Origin of the sequence: Caulobacter sp. CCNWLW153 (genome assembly GCF_036889365.1) — a bacterium.
Lineage (GTDB): Bacteria > Pseudomonadota > Alphaproteobacteria > Caulobacterales > Caulobacteraceae > Caulobacter > Caulobacter radicis.
Genome location: NZ_JBAKFV010000003.1, coordinates 81,435 through 98,665 on the forward strand (window position 1 = coordinate 81,435; position 17,231 = coordinate 98,665).

14 protein-coding genes are annotated in these 17,231 nt (G+C 70.0%); 4 read left to right on the forward strand and 10 right to left on the reverse strand.

Annotated features, from left to right (window positions below; translation table 11 throughout):
* Positions 1 to 18: 18 nt before the first annotated feature.
* The 5 genes from xylD to V6S85_RS06020 form a co-directional block, all read right to left on the reverse strand.
* Positions 19 to 1,812: a xylonate dehydratase XylD gene (gene xylD, locus V6S85_RS06000; RefSeq protein WP_116563797.1), complete on the reverse strand. Its 1,794-nt coding sequence runs from the start codon at positions 1,810 to 1,812 to the stop codon at positions 19 to 21.
* Positions 1,796 to 2,671 (reverse strand): D-xylonolactone lactonase, encoded by an 876-nt coding sequence (gene xylC, locus V6S85_RS06005; protein WP_334348366.1) that lies wholly within the window; start codon positions 2,669 to 2,671, stop codon positions 1,796 to 1,798. The genes xylD and xylC overlap by 17 nt, the downstream gene beginning before the upstream one ends.
* A gap of 131 nt (positions 2,672 to 2,802) precedes the next feature.
* Positions 2,803 to 3,549, reverse strand: a complete 747-nt coding sequence (xylB, locus tag V6S85_RS06010) for a D-xylose 1-dehydrogenase (protein WP_334348367.1) — start codon at positions 3,547 to 3,549, stop codon at positions 2,803 to 2,805.
* A gap of 30 nt (positions 3,550 to 3,579) precedes the next feature.
* Positions 3,580 to 4,734, reverse strand: a complete 1,155-nt coding sequence (locus V6S85_RS06015; RefSeq protein WP_334348368.1) for a fumarylacetoacetate hydrolase family protein — start codon at positions 4,732 to 4,734, stop codon at positions 3,580 to 3,582.
* 315 nt (positions 4,735 to 5,049) lie between these two features.
* A complete protein-coding gene (locus tag V6S85_RS06020) occupies positions 5,050 to 6,105 on the reverse strand; it encodes a LacI family DNA-binding transcriptional regulator (RefSeq protein ID WP_334348369.1) in 1,056 nt (351 codons plus the stop codon).
* A 101-nt stretch (positions 6,106 to 6,206) separates the two neighbouring features.
* On the opposite strand from V6S85_RS06020, the gene mobA reads away from it, so the two are divergent.
* Positions 6,207 to 6,743: a molybdenum cofactor guanylyltransferase gene (mobA, locus tag V6S85_RS06025; RefSeq protein ID WP_334348370.1), complete on the forward strand. Its 537-nt coding sequence runs from the start codon at positions 6,207 to 6,209 to the stop codon at positions 6,741 to 6,743.
* A 4-nt stretch (positions 6,744 to 6,747) separates the two neighbouring features.
* Here mobA and V6S85_RS06030 read toward each other — a convergent pair whose 3' ends face one another.
* The 5 genes from V6S85_RS06030 to V6S85_RS06050 form a co-directional block, all read right to left on the reverse strand.
* Positions 6,748 to 8,298, reverse strand: a complete 1,551-nt coding sequence (locus V6S85_RS06030) for a sulfite reductase flavoprotein subunit alpha (protein WP_334348371.1) — start codon at positions 8,296 to 8,298, stop codon at positions 6,748 to 6,750.
* On the reverse strand, positions 8,295 to 9,299 hold the full coding sequence (locus V6S85_RS06035) for an FAD:protein FMN transferase (protein WP_334348372.1): 1,005 nt from the start codon (positions 9,297 to 9,299) through the stop codon (positions 8,295 to 8,297). The genes V6S85_RS06030 and V6S85_RS06035 overlap by 4 nt, the downstream gene beginning before the upstream one ends.
* Before the next feature lie 164 nt (positions 9,300 to 9,463).
* Complete coding sequence (locus V6S85_RS06040) at positions 9,464 to 10,372, reverse strand: DUF4198 domain-containing protein (protein WP_334348373.1); 909 nt, start codon at positions 10,370 to 10,372, stop codon at positions 9,464 to 9,466.
* A 16-nt stretch (positions 10,373 to 10,388) separates the two neighbouring features.
* Positions 10,389 to 10,901, reverse strand: coding sequence for a DUF2271 domain-containing protein (locus tag V6S85_RS06045; protein ID WP_116490400.1), 513 nt, complete (start codon positions 10,899 to 10,901; stop codon positions 10,389 to 10,391).
* A 16-nt stretch (positions 10,902 to 10,917) separates the two neighbouring features.
* Positions 10,918 to 11,547: a PepSY-associated TM helix domain-containing protein gene (locus V6S85_RS06050; protein ID WP_334348374.1), complete on the reverse strand. Its 630-nt coding sequence runs from the start codon at positions 11,545 to 11,547 to the stop codon at positions 10,918 to 10,920.
* Positions 11,548 to 11,844: 297 nt separating this feature from the next.
* On the opposite strand from V6S85_RS06050, the gene cytX reads away from it, so the two are divergent.
* From cytX to V6S85_RS06065, 3 genes are all read left to right on the forward strand, one after another.
* Positions 11,845 to 13,116: a putative hydroxymethylpyrimidine transporter CytX gene (gene cytX / locus V6S85_RS06055; RefSeq protein ID WP_334348375.1), complete on the forward strand. Its 1,272-nt coding sequence runs from the start codon at positions 11,845 to 11,847 to the stop codon at positions 13,114 to 13,116.
* 121 nt (positions 13,117 to 13,237) lie between these two features.
* Positions 13,238 to 15,160 carry a M61 family metallopeptidase gene (locus tag V6S85_RS06060; RefSeq protein ID WP_334348376.1) on the forward strand — a complete coding sequence of 641 codons (1,923 nt, stop codon included), beginning with the start codon at positions 13,238 to 13,240 and terminating at the stop codon, positions 15,158 to 15,160.
* An 86-nt stretch (positions 15,161 to 15,246) separates the two neighbouring features.
* The gene (locus V6S85_RS06065; RefSeq protein ID WP_334348377.1) at positions 15,247 to 17,046 is read left to right on the forward strand and encodes a DUF885 domain-containing protein; all 1,800 of its coding nucleotides are present in this window, start codon (positions 15,247 to 15,249) and stop codon (positions 17,044 to 17,046) included.
* Positions 17,047 to 17,231 lie beyond the last annotated feature (185 nt).

Sequence of the window (17,231 nt, forward strand, 5' to 3'; positions counted from 1 at the left end):
AGGTCCGCAGCGCGGCTTCTAGTGATTGTGCCTGGGCAGCTTGGACGCCAGGTCCTGGTACTTGACGGCGAACTCCAGCACCCCGCCGGTGTCGAGCTGGCTGGCGTGGGCGCGGTAGATCTCCTGCCAGGGGGTCATGGTCGCCGGCACGGCCGGGATGCCTTCCTTGCGGCGTTCGGCGATCACGGCCTCGTCCACCAGCGCGTCGCAGCGCCCGGTGTTGATGTCGATGCGGATGACATCGCCGGTCCGCAGCCACGACAGGCCGCCACCCACCGCGCTCTCGGGCGAGGCGTTGAGGATCGAGGGGCTGTCTGCGGTGCCCGACTGACGCCCGTCGCCCAGGGTGGGCAGGCTCATGATGCCCTTCTTCAGCAGGTGGTCCGGCGGCTGCATGTTGACCACCTCGGCCGAGCCGGGCCAGCCGATCGGCCCCGCGCCGCGGATGACGAGGATGCAGCTTTCGTCGATGTTCAGGGCCGGGTCGTTGATGCGGGCGTGGTAGTCGTCCGAACCGTCGAAGACGATGGCGCGGGCCTCGAACACGCCTTCCTGGCCCGGCTTGGACAGGTAGCGCTCGCGGAAGTCGGCGCCGATGACGCTGGCCTTCATGATCGCGAAGTCGAACAGGTTGCCGCGCAGAACGAGGAAACCCGCCTTTTCGGCCAAGGGCTCGGCGTAGGGGAAGATGACCTCGCGATCGCTGGTCTCACGGCCTTGCAGGTTTTCGCCCATGGTCTTGCCGGTGACGGTCAGGACGTCGCCGTGCAGGCGGCCCTGCTGCAAGAGCTCCCACAGCACCGCCGGCGCGCCGCCGGCCCGGTGGAAGCGCTCGCCCAGATACTTGCCGGCCGGCTGCATGTTGACGATCAGCGGGATGTCGTAGGCCGCCCGCCAGTCGTCGGCGGTGATTTCGAGCCCAGCATGCCGCGCCATGGCGGCGATGTGCGGCTGGGCGTTGGTCGAGCCGCCGGCCGCCGCCACCAGGGCGATGGCGTTCTCGAAGGCCTTCCTGGTCAGGATGTCGAGCGGTTTGACGTCCTCATAGGCCAGGTCGACGATCCGCTGGCCGGTGCGATAGGCCATCTGGCCGCGCTCGCGGTACGGGGCGGGGATCGCCGCGCAGCCGGTCAGCGACAGGCCGAGAGCCTCGGCGACCGCGTTCATGGTCGAGGCCGTGCCCATGGTGTTGCAGTGGCCGGCCGAGGGGGCCGAGGAGGCCGCGCGCTCGATGAATTCGTTCTCGTCGATTTCGCCGGCCGCCAGCTTGCGGCGCGAGCGCCAGATCACCGTGCCTGACCCGACCAGCTCGCCCTCGTGCCAGCCGTCCAGCATAGGTCCGCCGGAGAGGACGATGGCGGGGATGTTGACCGTGGTGGCGGCCATGATGCCGGCCGGGGTGGTCTTGTCGCAGCCGGTGGTCAGGACCACGGCGTCGATCGGATAGCCGTGCAGGGTCTCCACGAGCCCCAGGTACGACAGGTTCCGGTCCAGGGCCGCCGTTGGGCGGCGGCAGTTCTCGAAGATCGGATGGACCGGGAACTCCATGGGGATCCCACCCGCGTCGCGGATCCCGTCACGGATCCGGGTCACCAGGTCCAGGTGGATGCGGTTGCACGGCGAGATGTCGCTGCCGGTCTGGGCGATGCCGATGATCGGCTTGCCGCTGCGCAGCTCTTCGGGCGTGATCCCGTAGTTCATGAAGCGCTCCAGATAGAGCGCGGTCATGTCGATGTGGTCGGGGTTGTCGAACCAGTCGCGCGAGCGGAAGCGGCGCGGCGTACGGCTCGAAACGTTATTGGCGGAGGTCAAGGCGCACCTCGTATTGGGGCTGCCCGGCGACGTCGACGGGCAGGGCGAACAGGCCGCCGCACAGCGGGTTGGCGGCGAACTGCTCGTCGCTCAGGCCTTTGCGGGCGGTGGTGAAGTAGAGGGTCTTCAGGTCCGGTCCGCCAAAACACGGCTTGGTGACGTTGATGGCCGGCAGTTCGACGCGCTGGACGATCTGGCCGCCCGGCGAAAGGCGGATGGCGCCGCGACCACCCCACAGGGCCGTCCAGACGAAGCCTTCGGCGTCGACCACCGAGCCGTCGGGCCAGGCGTCCTCGATCGTGAGGCGGAAGAACTCGCGCTTGTTCGACAGGCCGCCGTCCTCGCCGACGTCGAAGGCCCAGATCACCTTTCCGAGGGTGTCGGTGTGGTAGAAGGTCTTGCCGTCCGGGCTGACGGCCGGGCCGTTGGTGATGCAGATCCCGGCGTCGTGCCGGGTCAGCGAGCCATCGGCTTCCAGGCGATAGAGCGCGCCGCTGTCGGCCTCTTCCGCGTCGTGCATGGTGCCGAACCACAGGCGGCCCTGCGCGTCGACCGTCGAGTCGTTGGGGCGGTTGTCGAGTCCGGCGTCCTCGATCTCCGAGATGAAGGTGAAGCCCAGTTCCGGCGTGAAGTGGTGCAGGCCGCTCTTGAGGCCGGCGACGAAGCCGCCGCCGACGCGCGGGGCGACGAAGGTCACCTGGTCGGGCGCGTCCCAGCTGGCGGTCTCGCCGGTGGCCGGAGTGTAGCGGTGGACCCTGTGGCCCTTGATGTCGACGAACCAGACGGCGTCGCCATGCCAGATCGGCCCTTCGCCGAGCGTGGCCTTCAGGTCCCAGACGCAGGTGGGTTGGACGGTCATGTTTCCTCCTCGAGCCCTCCCCCTCGATGGGGGAGGGTTGGGTGGGGGTGACCTACGGCGTCGGCGACTGAACCGCCGCTCCACCCCCATCCCCGGCCCTTCCCCATCGAGGGGGAAGGGAGTGGTTCAAGTCAACGCCAGCCGGCGTCGATCCAGTACTCGTGGCCGGTGCACAGGCTGCCGTCGTCCGACGCCAGGAACAGCACCAGCGAGGCGACGTTGGCCGGCAGGATGCGGCCCTTCACGGCCTGGGCCTTGACGATCTCGGCCTCGCCTTCCGGCGTGTACCATTTCTCCTGGCGCTTGGTCTTGACGTTGCCCGGCACCACGCAGGTGACGCGGATGTCGTCGGGGCCCAGCTCGCGGGCCAGGGCGCGGGTCATGCCCTCGATGCCGGCCTTGGCGGTTTCGTAGAGGACGAGGTCTTCCAGGCCCAGGTGCCAGCTGATCGAGCCGAAGTTGACGATCGCGCCGCCGCCGCGCGCCTTCATGCCGGGGGCCGCGGCCTGGGCGCAGAACAGCATGTGACGCAGGTTCACGTTCATGCGGTTGTCCCAGTAGGCCGGGGTCACGTCGGCCAGGCTGTGACGGTCGTCGTTGCCGGCGTTGTTGACCAGCACGTCGATCGGGCCGGTCTCGGCGAAGAACGCCTTCACGGCTTCGAGGTCGGTCAGGTCGACCGGCTTGAACACCGGCTTGATGGCGGCGTCCGAAAGCTCGGCGACCAGGGCCTGCGAGTCCTCGACGGCGATGTCGACGAAGATCACTTCCGCCCCTTGGCGCGCGAAGGCGGTGGTGATGCCCGCGCCGATGCCGGAGCCGCCGCCGGTGACGACGACGCGCTTGCCCCGAAGGCTGGGATAGATGGCAGAGGACATGCGCTTACGCCTGGAAAGAGGAAACGAGGGTCACAGCAGGCCGCGGCCGGCCAAATTGCGGATCAGGGCCGAGATGCCGAAGGTCCAGGGCTTGGCCTGGTCGCAGGTGGTCACCTCGTTCTCGAGCACGCCGAGCTTGGGGGTCGAGACGCGGACGCGGTCGCCGATTTTATGGGTGAAGCCCTGGCCGGGTGCGTCGCGGTCCTGGATCGGGGCGAACATGGTGCCCAGGAACAGCACGAAGCCGTCCGGATACTGGTGCTGCTTGCCGTAGGCCTGGCCGGCCAGCACGGCCGGATCGCGGCTGATCAGGCTCATGTTCGACTTGCCGTCGAGCACGAAGTCGTCGCGGCCGGTGATCTTCAGCTCGACCTCGGCCGAACGCACGTCGTCCAGCGAGAACGAGGCGTCGAACAGGCGGAAGAACGGGCCGATTGCGCAGGAGGCGTTGTTGTCCTTGGCCTTGCTGAGCAGCAGGGCCGAGCGGCCTTCGAAGTCGCGCAGGTTGACGTCGTTGCCCAGCGACGCGCCGCGGATCTCGCCCGAGCCGTCGACCAGCAGCACGACTTCCGGCTCGGGGTTGTTCCAGTAGCTGTCCTTGCGGACGCCGACCTGGTCGCCCCAGCCCATCGAAGACAGCGTCGGGCCCTTGGTGAAGATCTCGGCGTCGGGGCCGATGGCGACCTCGAGGTACTGCGACCACAGGCCGTCGGCGACGAGCGCCTCCTTGAGGCGCGCGGCGCCCTCGGAGCCCGGCTCGACGCTCTTGAGGTCGCCGCCCATGCGGTCGGACAGCTGCTGGCGGATCTCAAGGGCCTTGGCGGCGTCGCCGCGGGCGCGCTCCTCGATCACCCGCTCCAGGGTCGAGACGGCGAAGGTGACGCCGGCGGCCTTCAGGCATTGCAGGTCGACGGGGGCCAGCAGCTTGGCCGGCGCATTGCCCTGCGGGTCGTCCCAGACGGGGCGCAGGTCCAGCTTCTCCAGCGGACCCTTGTCCAAGCCGCGCGGGATGGCGTCACCCGGGGCGTAGGCGTTCATCAGGTCGGCGACGGTGGGGGCGATCTTGCTGACGTCCTCGACGTGGCCGCCGCGGATCAGCACCGGGGTCGGGCCCTGGCCGAAGTCGATACGGCCCAGAAGGGTCGCTTCCCGCCAGTCCCCGGGAAGGTATTGCGTCACGCCCACCGCGTTTTCTCCCTTTCGCGCGGGCAGGGATCGTCGCCCCGCCGCCACGCTTCGTAACTCCATGACTTGTTAGCGCTAACATGTGGAGGGGCGCAAGGGAGTTGTCTGACAACTGCTCTGAGGTGTCTGGCAGAAGCGCTGGGCGCTGCTCCACTGAACTCCCGTCATTCCCGCCCTTGTGGCGGGAACCCCTCTGTCAGCCGCAAGTGCAGGAGGGGCGGCGTGCTTAGCACGCCGTTTGCGCCGGATGCGCCAGCGGAACCAGGGTTTCCCGCCACAAGGGCGGGAATGACGGGAGTTGTGGGTGAAAGGCGGCTACTGCGGCGCAAGCCCCGTCGAATCCCGCACGATCAGCGTATGCGGATGCATCAGCTGCCTGGGCTCACCCGTCCCGTCGCGGTGCCGACGGATCTCTTCCAGAACCAGGTCGACGGCGGCGCGGGCCATGGCGGCGATGGGCTGGTGGACGGTGGTCAGGGCCGGCCAGATGTTGGCGGCGATCGAGGTGTCGTCGAAGCCGACGATCGAGACGTCGCCGGGCACGTCCAGGCCCAGGCGGTGCGCTAGACCGGCGGTGGCGGCGGCCATGTCGTCGTTGGCGGCGAAGATGGCGGTCGGGCGCTCCTTGACGTTCAGCAGCCGCTCGGCCGCCTCGAGGCCCGAGCGGTAGGTGAAGTAGCCCTGCTCGACGCGGACGTCCTCCTGCGGGATGCCGGCCGCTTTCAGGGCGGTCATGAAGCCGTCCATCCGCTGCTGGCTGACCGTCTGGTTGGGGTGGCCCTTGATGAAGCCGAAGCGCTTGTGGCCGAGCGCCAGCAGGTGCTGGGTCAGCTCGAAGGCGGCCGCCTCGTTATCGATGCGGATGGTGGCCATGTCGCTGCTGGCCATGCCCGGCGCGACGGCTACGGCGGCGGCGCCGGCGGCCTTAACCTCGGCCAGAACGGTCTGGGATTCGCACAGCGGCGGCGGCAGGATCAGGCCATCGACGCCGGTCTTCAGCAGGCGGGCCAGGGTGGCGCCGGCCAGTTCCGGCTCGGCGCACTTCTCGATGACGATCTGCGAGCCGGTGCGGCTGCTCTCGTCGAGGGCGCCGACCAGGAACTCCGACAGGTAGCCGGTGGAGGGGTTGTCGTAGAGCAGCCCGATGCGGAAGGGCGCGCTGCCCGCCAGGCTGCGGGCGGCCGGGTTGGGGGCGTAGTTCAGCTCGGCGATGGCCTGCTCGACCAGCGCCCGGGTCTCTTCCTTGACGGTGGCCTCGCGGTTGATGACCCGCGAGACGGTCATCGGCGACACGCCGGCGCGGGCCGCGACGTCGCGGATCGTCGCGCTCTGGCTGCTGCGCCGCCGGGTGCGCTCGGTGCGTTCGTTCATACTGAAAAGTCCGTCCCTTTTGGGCGAGTCTAGACCGTTTCTCGCGCCAGGGGGAAGCGGGGCCTTGGTCGAGCCTCCCGGCAAGGCGTAGGGAAGGGGGCATGAACACGCGTGAAGCCCGCCTGGGGGCCATCATTCTCTGCGGCGGCGGCTCGGTTCGGATGGGGCAGGACAAGGCCCTGATCGACTGGGGCGGCGCGCGGGCCGTCGACCGCGTGGCGGCCCTGGCGCGGGCGGCCGGCGCGGAGGCGGTGCTGACCGCCGGGCGCGACTACGGGCTGGACTGGGTTCCCGATCCGCAGGATGGCGCCGGGCCGGTCGGCGGCGTGCTGGCAGGCGTGGCGGCGCTGCGGGCGCGCGGCTGCGAGCGGGCGCTGGTGCTGGCGGTCGATGCGCCGACCCTGACGCTGGAGGACCTGGCGCCGCTGCTGGCGGCGGAGACGGGCGCGGCCTTCGAGGTCTCGCCCGTGCCGATGGTGCTGTCCCTCGGAGCCGTGCCGGAAGCGGCGCTGCCCGGCTGGCCGTTGCGGCGGCTGGTGGAGCGGGCGGGACTGGCGGTGCTGCCGTGTCCGGAGGAGGCCAGGGCTAGGCTGCTGGGCGCCAACACGCCCGAGGAGCGTGATCGGCTGAGGCCGTAACGCCTCAGTAGACGTCGCGTCGATACCGTCCCTGGTCGGCCAGGTCCTCCAGCGCCTCGGCGCCCAGGATATCGGCCAGCGCCGCGTGCACCTCGCGCGACATGCCTTCCAGCGAGCCGCAGACATAGATCGCCGCGCCCCGCGCCACCCAGGCCCGGACCTCGTCGGCGGCCGCGCGCAGGCGGTGCTGGACGTAGACCTTCTCGGCCTGGTCGCGGGAGAAGGCCAGGTCCAGGCGCGCCAGGACGCCCGAGGCCGCCCAGGCCTCGATCTCCTCGCGATGGAAGTAGTCGTGGGCCGACGAGCGCTCGCCGAACACCAGCCAGTTGCGCTTGCGGCCCAGGGCCGCGCGCGCCTTCAGGTGGCTGCGCAGACCGGCGAGACCCGTGCCCGCGCCGATCAGGATCATCGGCCGGTCGTCTTGCGGCGCGTGGAAGCTGCGGTTGGAGCGCACGCGGCCGGCGATCGCGGCGCCGACTTCGGCGTGCTCGACCAGCCAGCCCGAGCCCAGGCCCGGCTTGCCGTCGGCGCGACGCATCAAACGCACCACCAGTTCGACTCCGCCGTCGGCCGGCAGCGAGGCGATGGAGTATTCGCGGTGGGGCAGGGCCGGCAGGGCGTCGACCAGCGCCTGGGCGGATGCGCCGGCCAGGGCCCTGATGGCCGCGTCCTCGTGCGGGAGGCGTCGCCATGACAGGGCCTCGCCCAGGGTGGCGGCCTCGTCGGCCTTCACCGGGGTCTCGGCGTCCAGCGACAGGCGCGCCAGCAGGCCGGCCACCTCGATGGGAGCATTGCGCGGGCCGATCTCGACGATGTCGCCGGCCTGCCAGGCCGCGCCGCCGTCCAGCGGCTCAAGGCGCACGTGGAAGGCGCCTTCGCCGGCCGAGCCGGGATTGAGCAGGCGGCGATCGGCCAGTTTCCAGCGGCCATAGGCCGGGCGGCTCCAGTCGGGGGCGTCGGTGGAGCCCGTGAGCACGGAGAGCTGCGACTGCCAGTGGCGCAGGGCGGCGGCTTCGCCGTCGTCGACCTCGACCGTGCCGAACAGGCGCGAGCCGCCGTTGCGGGCGAGCCAGGCGTCGAGGGAGCGGCCGAAGGCGCAGTATTGGGCGTAGGTGGAGTCGCCCAGGGCCAGCACGGCGTAGGACAGCTTCGCCAGGTCCGGCTCGGTGGCCATCACGTCGCGGATGAAACGGCGGGCGTTGTCGGGGGCGTCGCCCTCGCCGGTGGTGCTGACGATGAAGAGGGCGCGGCCGGAAAGGTCGGCGGGCTCGACGGCGGCCAGTTCGCGCAGGCGCACCGGCAGGTTGGCCGCCTGCAGCGCCTTGGCCGTGACCATGGCCAACTCCTCGGCGAAGCCCGTCTGGCTGGCGAAGGCCACCAGCACCGGCTCGCCGGCGCCTGACGCCAGGGCGGCCTCCTCGCGGCGGGCCTTCCTCTTGCGCAGGGCGACCTTCAGGGCGATGCCGGCGCACAGCAGCAGGTAGAGGCCGACCACGACGGCGGCCAGGGCCAGGCGGCGCGCGTCCGGCGGCAGGCTGGAGATGAGGTCGGTCATTCGTCGAGCATCGCCTGCAGGGCCGGCGACAGGCGCTCGGAAAGGCCGTTCGGGCCCCGGGTGACGACCAGGGCCGGCAGGCCGTGGGCCGTGGCGAAGGCGATGGCGGCCTCGGCGCCCATGACGGTCATGGCGGTGGCCAGGGCGTCGGCGGTCATGCACTCGGGATGGATGACGGTGACGCTGACCACGCCGGCGTCGCACGGCGCGCCCGAGGCCGGGTCCAGCGTGTGGGCGTAGCGCTTGCCCGCATGGTCGAAGAAGCGGCGGTAGTCGCCAGAGGTCGCCACCGACAGGCCGTGCAGGGCCAGCAGGGTGCGCGGCGAGGCCTCGTCATTGGCCGAGGCGACCGGCGGGCGCTCCAGCTCGACCCACCAGGGCTGGCCGTCGGGCTTGGCGCCCGTGCCGCGCAGCTCGCCGCCGACCTCGACGAGGTAGGAGCGCACGCCGGCCCGGTCGAGGGCGTGGGCGGCCTCGTCGACGCCAAAGCCCTTGGCGATGCCGTTCAGATCGATGTGGAGCCCCCCCGGCTGAAACAGCGCGTCGCCGTCCAGCGTCACGCGGCGCCAGCTCATCGGCGCGCGGGCGGCGTCCAGCGCCTCGGCGCTGGGCGGCTCGCCGGAGAACGGGCGGGGGCCGAAGCCCCAGAGATCGGTGACCGCGCCCAGGGTCGGATCGAAGGCGCCGCTGCTGCCTTCGGCGACCTCGAGGGCGCGGCGCAGAACGGTCGCGAAACCGGCCGGCAGGACGGTCCAGGTTCCGGGGGCGGAACGATTGAAGCGGGAGAGCGCCGACATCGGGTCCCAGGCGCTCATCTCGGAGACCACCTTGTCCAGCGCGCGCTGGACCATGGCGGTCATGGCCGGAAGGTCGGTGGTGACGGGCAGCACGGCCTTGACCGACCAGGTCGTGCCCATGCTTGCCCCGTCGAGCCCGCGCACGACCCCGCCCACCGGCCGGGCCGGCGGTTCGCTGAGCATGGGGACGAGGACGCGGGTCATGGGGGTCTTTCAAGCTCCTCCCCCGCTTGCGGGGGAGGGGGACCGCGAAGCGGCGGAGGGGGCGGCGGCGCGCACGGCGCTCCGTCCCTCGCCCCCTCCGTCACGGCGCTGATAGCGCCGCGCCACCTCCCCCGTTGGCACGGGGGAGGAGCTAGGTCGTCAGATCAAGGACGCTGGGCTTCCAGGGTCGCGGTGTAGCTGGCCGAGAAGCCGTTGCCGGCCAGGGCCGTCGGGGCCTGCGGCTGACCGCCGGGAGCGCCGCCGCCCGGACCACCTTGTCCGCCGGGGCTGCCCGGAGGGCCGCCCATGCCGCCGCGGCCGGTCTCGCCGGTGCGGACGCTGGCGTTCAGCCAGTACATGCCGGCTTCCGGCAGGGTGACCTTGAAGGCGCCGTCGGCGCCGGTCTTGACCTTGATCTCGCCCGGCGTGGCGCGATAGCGCGAGGCGCCCGGCACGATCGTCACTTCCAGGTCGGCGGCCGGCTTGCCGTCGATCAGGAACTTGAAGGTCGCCGCTTCGGTGGCCACCAGGTCGTTGGGGTGGGTGACCGGAACCAGCTCCAGGCCCTTGCCGGTCGGCTTCAGGACGGTGTCGGTCGGCGCGCCGCGGGTGACGAAGGTTTCGTTGCGGTTGAAGCTCTTGATCGTCTTCAGGTCGGCGGCGCCGGCCGGAACCTGCTTGGCGAAGTCGTCAGCGCTGCCGCGGAAGCGCTTGACCTCGCCGTTCTCGGTCCAGCTGGCCATCACGCTGTTGGAGGCGGTGCCGATCTTGTAGGTGCCGGGCTTGGCCAGCTCGACGTCGAACACCGAGCGGTACTGGCCGGTCGAGGCGTTCTTCAGCGGCTCGGTCGAGCCGTCCGGGGTGGTGATGACCACGCCGTCCACGCGCATGGCGCGGTGGTCGGGGTAGAACAGTTCGTTGGAGATGGCCGCGTCGACGGTCACCCACGAGCCTTCGCCCGACAGCACGGTGGCCGAGGGGACGAACCAGGCGCGGTGGGCGTGGGCCGCCAGCGGCAGGGTCAGGGCGACGGCGGCCGCCGAGAGGGCGAGAAGGCGCTTGCGAAGGGTCATGGCGTTTCTCTCTTGCTTATTTGACGGTGACCGAGACGGCGCCGAGCTCGGCCGTCCCCTTGGCGGAGGCGGTCTTGCCGGGCTTGCCCCAGGTGAACGGCACGCGCACGGCCTCGTGGCCGCCGACTTCGCGGGCGGCTTCGACCACCAGAGTGTAGGCGCCCGGCTTCAGCTTCGACAGCTGGCTCTTGGCGCCGCTGAAGGTCACCTTCTGGGGGCCCGGGGCGCGGGTGGCCGACGAGATGCCGTCGGCCGGGAAGCTCATGGTGCGGCCGGCCTTGCGCCACCACTGGCGCATGTCCTTCAGCCACTTCTCGCCCTTGTCCTCCTTGGAGTCCGGATCGTACCAGACGGCCAGGGTGGCGGCGGCCGTGGCGTCCGGGCCCTCGACCCAGATGGCGACGTAGGGCTTGTGGTACTCGGCCACCGAAAGGCGCGGGATCTCGACGGTGACGTTGAGGTCGGCGGCCATCGCCGGAGCGCCGACGGCGGCGCCGGCGAAGGTCAGCAGGGAGACGGTGCGCTTCACGGAAGGCGGCCTTTCTCTAGAGGTGGACGAACAGGATGATGATCAGGAGCGGAATGGCCAGCCCGGCGGCGGTCAGCGGCCAGGTCATCGGCCGCCCGCGGGCGTGGAACTGAAGCAGGATCAGGCCGGTGACGGTGAAGATCACGCAGGCGCCGGCGAAGATGTCGATGAACCAGCTCCAGGCCTTGCCGGTGTTGCGGCCCTTGTGCAGGTCGTTGAGCAGGCTGACCCCGCCGCGCGTGGTCTTCTCGTGCTCGACGGCGCCGGTCTCGCGGTCGATGGCGATCCACGCGTCGCCGCCGGGGCGGGCCAGGGCGAGATAGACCTCGGCGTCGGACCATTCGCCGACGCGGCGGGCGATGTCGGCGTCGACGGCCTTGTCGAGCCAGGTCTCGACCTTGATCGGCAGGGGGCGCTTGCCCTCGGTGGGGCCAGACGCCAGCTCGGCGATCAGTTCGGGCGGCAGGGTCGCCTTCTTGCTGACGACCTTGGGCTGCGCCTCGATCGAGCCGGCATGGTTCAGGGTGAAGCCGGTGATCGCGAACAGCAGCATGCCCACGAGGCTGATCGCCGCGCTGATCCAGTGCCACTGGTGCAACTGCTTCAGCCAGAAGGAGCGGCGGTTCTGTTCGGCGGCGGCTTTCACGGGATTCCGGAACGGACGAGCTTCAATGCCGCCGTCCATACTTGAGAGCGACTTGCAATTACAAGACCCGATCGCCTTACGGCCACGATTGGAAGCATTTGTCCGCGGATCGTTTCGGATCGCATGGGCCATCAGCCGCATTATTCGCCAGGCGCCCGAGGATGGAACCTCGCCAGCCTCAGAGCGGCGCATCCACACCATCCGCAAGATCCCCGTTTTCACGGGCTTTCTACGCACTGAGGGCGCCAAGCCCTCATCCATTCGCGCGGGGCCGCCAAGCTGCTATGCCTCCCCACCATGGCCAAGCTCGACGACACCTATGATCCGCTGACCCCCGTTCCGGCCGAGCGCCGGGTGTTCGGGACGCGCGACGCCTTTTCGCTGTGGTTCAGCCTGGGCATCGGCCTGCTGGTGCTGCAGGCCGGCGCGTTCCTGGTTCCGGGCCTGAGCCTCGGCATGGCGCTGGCGGCGATCGTCACCGGCTCGGTGCTGGGCGCGCTGCTGCTGGCCGCCGCCGGCGTGGTCGGGGCCGACACCGGGCTTTCGGCCATGGGCACGCTGCGGCTGGCCCTGGGTGCGCGTGGCGCGGCGGTTCCGGCGGTGCTCAACGCGGTGCAACTGGTCGGCTGGGGCGCGTTCGAGATCATCGCCATGCGCGACGCCGCCGACGCCCTGGCCAGGCAGACCTTCGGCCTCTCCAACCCGATGGCCTGGACGGTGCTGTTCGGCGCCCTGGCGACCTGGCTGGCCTTCATGGGCCCGGTGTCGTTCGTGCGGCGGTTCCTGCGCGCCTGGGGACTGTGGCTGCTGCTGGGCGGGGCCGGCTGGCTGACCTGGCGGCTGCTGGCCCAGCACGACCTGGCGGCGCTGTTCGCCAAGGCCGGCACGGGCGAAATGAGCTTCGGCGCCGGCGTCGACCTGGTGGTGGCCATGCCGCTGTCGTGGCTGCCGCTGATCGCCGACTACACGCGTTTCGGCCGCTCTCCCGGCCGGATGTTCCGTGGCAGCGCGGTGGGCTACCTGCTGGCCAACATCTGGTTCATGGGCCTGGGCGCCTGCTACGCCCTGGCCGCCGGGGGCGGAGAGGGGCTGCTGCTGACGGCGCTCGCCGCGGCGGGCGGCGGGATCGCCCTGCTGCTGATCGTCGTCGACGAGACCGACAACGCCTTCGCCGACATCCATTCGGCCGCCGTCTCGACGGCCACCCTGGCGCCGGTGCGGCCCGCGCGCCTGGCCCTGGCCTTCGGCGCGCTGTGCACCCTGATCGCCCTCTTGGCGCCGCTTGCCCGCTATGAAGGCTTCCTGCTGCTGATCGGCTCGGTGTTCGCGCCGCTGTTCGGCGTGCTGCTGACCGACCACTTCGTCGTGCGTCGCCGCCAGCCCGAGGCCGTCGCCGCCTTCGCCTGGGGCCTGAACCTGCCGGGCCTCCTGGCCTGGGCGGCCGGGATCGCGGCCTATCAGGGCTTCAGCCGCCTGGCGCCGCAGCTGGGCGCCACCCTGCCGGCGCTGGCGGTTGCGGCGGTCGCCTATCTATTGCTGGGGTTGATCCGGCGGCGGCCGAAGGGCTGAACGACCAGCGTCGCCGTAACGCCGTCCGGCCAAGTTCGTCTCGACAAGCGGCCCCTAACAAAAGAAATATCCAGGCTTCTTACCGCGAGGGGACGTTCGCGGGCTGCATTGGGGTCGTTTCTTGAAAGCGCTTTTCTTCTCGGTCTCGCTTCTGTCGCTGGTGGGCGGCGCCGCTCTCGCCCAGGACTACCTGCCGCAACCGGCCGCCCCGACGGCGCCGATCGTCGCCCCGCAGGACGTGGCCTATCCGGGCGTGCTGAAGCTCTACGTCGACGCCACCGACCTCGAGCGCAAGATCTTCGACATCAAGCTGACCCTGCCGGTCGCCAAGCCCGGTCCGATGACCCTGTACTATCCGCAGTGGGTTCCGGGCGGCCACTCGCCGCGCAACGACATCGACAAGCTGGCTGGCCTGGTGATCACGGCGGGTGGCCAGACGATCCCGTGGAAGCGCGACGTGGTCGAGGTCAACGCCTTCCACATCGACGTGCCGGCCGGCGTGACCGAGCTGAACGTCGCCTACAAGTTCCTGTCGCCGGTCGAGACCAAGGTCGGCCGCATGGTCATGACGCCGGACATGCTGAACCTGCAATGGCTGCAGATGACCATGTACCCGGCCGGCCACTTCACCCGCCGCATCACGGTCGAGCCGACCGTCAAGCTGCCGGCCGGCTTCCAGTTCGCCTCGGCCCTGGAGGTCGACAAGACCGAAGGCCAGGTCACCAGCTTCAAGCCGACCACGGTCGAGACCCTGGTGGACTCGCCGATGTTCGCCGGCCGCTACTTCAAGTCGGTCGAGCTTGATCCGGGCGCCAAGGTCCCGGTGCGCCTGAACATGATCGCCGACAAGCCCGAGCTGCTGGAGTTCAAGCCCGAGCAGATCCAGGCCCACAAGAACCTCGTGCAGCAGGCCTACAAGCTGTACGGCTCGCACCACTACGACCACTACGACTTCCTGGTGGCCCTGTCGGACCAGCTGGGCGGCATCGGCCTGGAGCACCACCGCTCGAGCGAGAACCGCGTCGCGCCCAAGTACTTCACCGAGTGGGACAAGACCTATGTCGGCCGCGACCTGCTGCCCCACGAGTTCACCCACTCGTGGAACGGCAAGTTCCGCCGCGGGGCCGACCTGTGGACCCCGACCCTCAACACCCCGATGCGCGACAGCCTGATGTGGGTCTACGAGGGCCAGACCCAGTACTGGGGCTATGTGCTGTCGTCGCGCTCGACCCTGCTCTCCAAGGAGCAGACGCTGGACGCCATCGCCATGACGGCGGCGACCTACGACAACCGTCGCGGCCGCGACTGGCGCCCGGTGCAGGACACCACCAACGACCCGATCATCGCCAACCGCAAGCCGCTGTCGTGGCTGAGCTACCAGCGTAGCGAGGATTATTACTCGGAAGGCCAACTGGTCTGGCTCGACGCCGACACGCTGATCCGCGAGAAGACCGGCGGCAAGAAGTCGCTCGACGACTTCGCTAAGGCCTTCTTCGGCGTCGCCGACGGTTCGTACGTGTCGCACACCTATACCTTCGACGACGTGGTCGCGGCGCTGAACGGCGTGGTGGCCAACGACTGGGCGACCTTCCTGAAGGACCGCATCGAGGGCGTGAACCCCAAGGCTCCGCTCGATGGCCTGGCCCGGGGCGGCTACAAGCTGGTCTATACCGACACCCCGACCGAATATTTCAAGTCGTCGGAAACCCGCGCCAAGAACACCAACCTGTCCTATTCGCTCGGCCTGACGGTGGGCTCGGACGCGGTGCTGACCGACGTCCAGTGGGACGGTCCCGCCTTCAAGGCCGGCCTGACCCAGGGCCTGACCGTGGTGGCCGTCAACGGCGACACCTATGACGCCGACAAGCTGAAGGCGGCCGTGAAGGCCACCGCCAAGGGCGTTCCGGTCGAGCTGCTGGTCAAGGAAGGCTCGCGCTACCGCACCGTGAAGCTCGATTACGCCGGCGGCCCGCGCTACCCGCGCCTGGAGCGCATCGCCGGCACGCCGGCGCGCCTGGACGACATCCTGGCGCCCCGCAAGTAAGCCTCTAGAGCCGTCCGGCGTCCGGGGCCGCGAGGCGCCGGACGGCTTTGTTCTCGACATGCGGCCAAGTCTGCCTTGGGGGCCGCATGTCCGATTCCACGAAGTTCGATCGTCGTCAGTTGCTGGTCGGCGCGACCGCCGCCGCTGTTTCCACGGCCCTGCCGGCCATGGCCGCCCCGAAAGGCGAGAGCGCCAAGCTCTACGCCCTGTTCGACGCCTTCTTCGACGAGGACCTGACCGAGAGCCCCGAACAGGCGACCAACCTGGGCCTCGACACCGGCGCCCACGCCGGCGCGCGCACGAAGCTGGGCGACCGCTCGATCGCCGCCTGGATCAAGGAACGCCGCGAGCCCGGGCAGCGCCTCAAGCGCCTGAAGGCCATCGACCGCAAGTCCCTGACCGGCGAGGACGCCGTCAACTACGACACCGCCGCCTACTATTACGGCGCGCGCGACAAGGCCTCGGGCTTCGACTACGGCGCGGTGTCGCGGCCGTTCGTGGTGACCCAGTTCTACGGCGGCTATTCGTCGGTTCCCAGCTTCCTGGACAACAAGCACGAGGTGAAGTCGGCGGCCGACGCCGACAGCTACCTCGAACGCATGGCCGGCTTCGCCGGCGTGCTCGACCAGGAGAGCGAGCGGGTGCGTGCCGACGCGGCCAAGGGCGTGATCCCGTCGGACTTCATCCTCGACAAGGCCATCGGCCAGCTGAAGCAGTTCCGGGGCTTGACTCCGGAGAAGAACGTGCTGGTCGCCTCGATGGCCCGCCGCGCCAAGGCCTATGGCGACTACGACGCCAAGGCCGCCGCCCTGCTGACCAGCGCGATCCACCCGGCGCTGGACCGCCAGATCGAGACCCTGACCGCAGTCCGCGCCAAGGCCGTGCACGAAGCGGGGATGAACCGCTTCAAGGACGGCGAGGCGTTCTACGCGGCCCTGCTGCGCATCTACACCACCACCGAGAAGACCCCCGACGAGGTTCACCGCCTGGGCCTGGAGGAGGGCGCGCAGATCCAGGCGCGGATGGACGAGATCCTGAAGAAGCGCGGCTTCACGCAAGGGTCGGTCGGCCAGCGCATGGCGGCGCTGAAGGACCTGCCGGGCGAGAGCTATCCCAACACCGACGAGGGCCGGGCCCAGATCCTGGCGTACTGCAACCGCCTGATCGCGGAGATGCAGCCCAAGCTTCCGCAGTGGTTCGGCGTCACGCCGAAGATCCCGGTCGAGGTGCGCCGCATCCCGCCCTACACCGAGGCCGGCTCGTCGGGCGGCTATTACGAGCGGCCGCCGCTGGACGGCTCGCGCCCGGGCGCCTTCTACATCAACCTGCGCGACACGGCCGAACGCCCGCGTTACGCCCTGCCGACCCTGACCTATCACGAGGCCGCGCCGGGCCACCATTTCCAGCTGGCCCTGACCGCCGAGGGCAGCCTGCCGCGCTTGCGCCAGAACATGTTCTTCTCGGCCAACACCGAGGGCTGGGCGCTCTATGCCGAGCAGGTGGCCATGGAGATGGGCCTCTACGAGACCGACGACCTGGGCCTCCTGGGCATGTACCAGGCGCGCCTGTTCCGCGCCTCGCGCTGCGTGGTCGACACCGGCCTCCACGCCAAGGGCTGGAGCCGCGAGAAGGCCATCGCCTACATGGTCGAGACCGGCGGCGACGACGAGGGGCGCATCACCCGCGAGGTCGAGCGCTATTGCGCCAACCCGGCCCAGGCCTGCTCGTACAAGGTGGGCCACACCGTCTGGGCGGCGCTGCGCGAGCGGACCAAGCAGCGCCTCGGCGCCAAGTTCGACATCCGCAAGTACCATGACACCGCCCTGCTGGTCGGCCCGACCCCGCTGACCGTCCTGGAGAGCGTGGTCGACGCCTGGTCGGGGTGACCTGAACTTTCCTCTCCCATGGGGAGAGGAGGGGACCCATTGCGTAGCAGCGGGGAGGTGAGGGGGTAAGCCGTCGGCCGTTTAACCCCTCACCCTCCCACGCCTGGCGGCGCGGGCCCCTCCCTCTCCCTCAAGGAGAGGGAGAAACAAAAGTGACCGGTAACATTTGGACTTGAGTGGTCAGA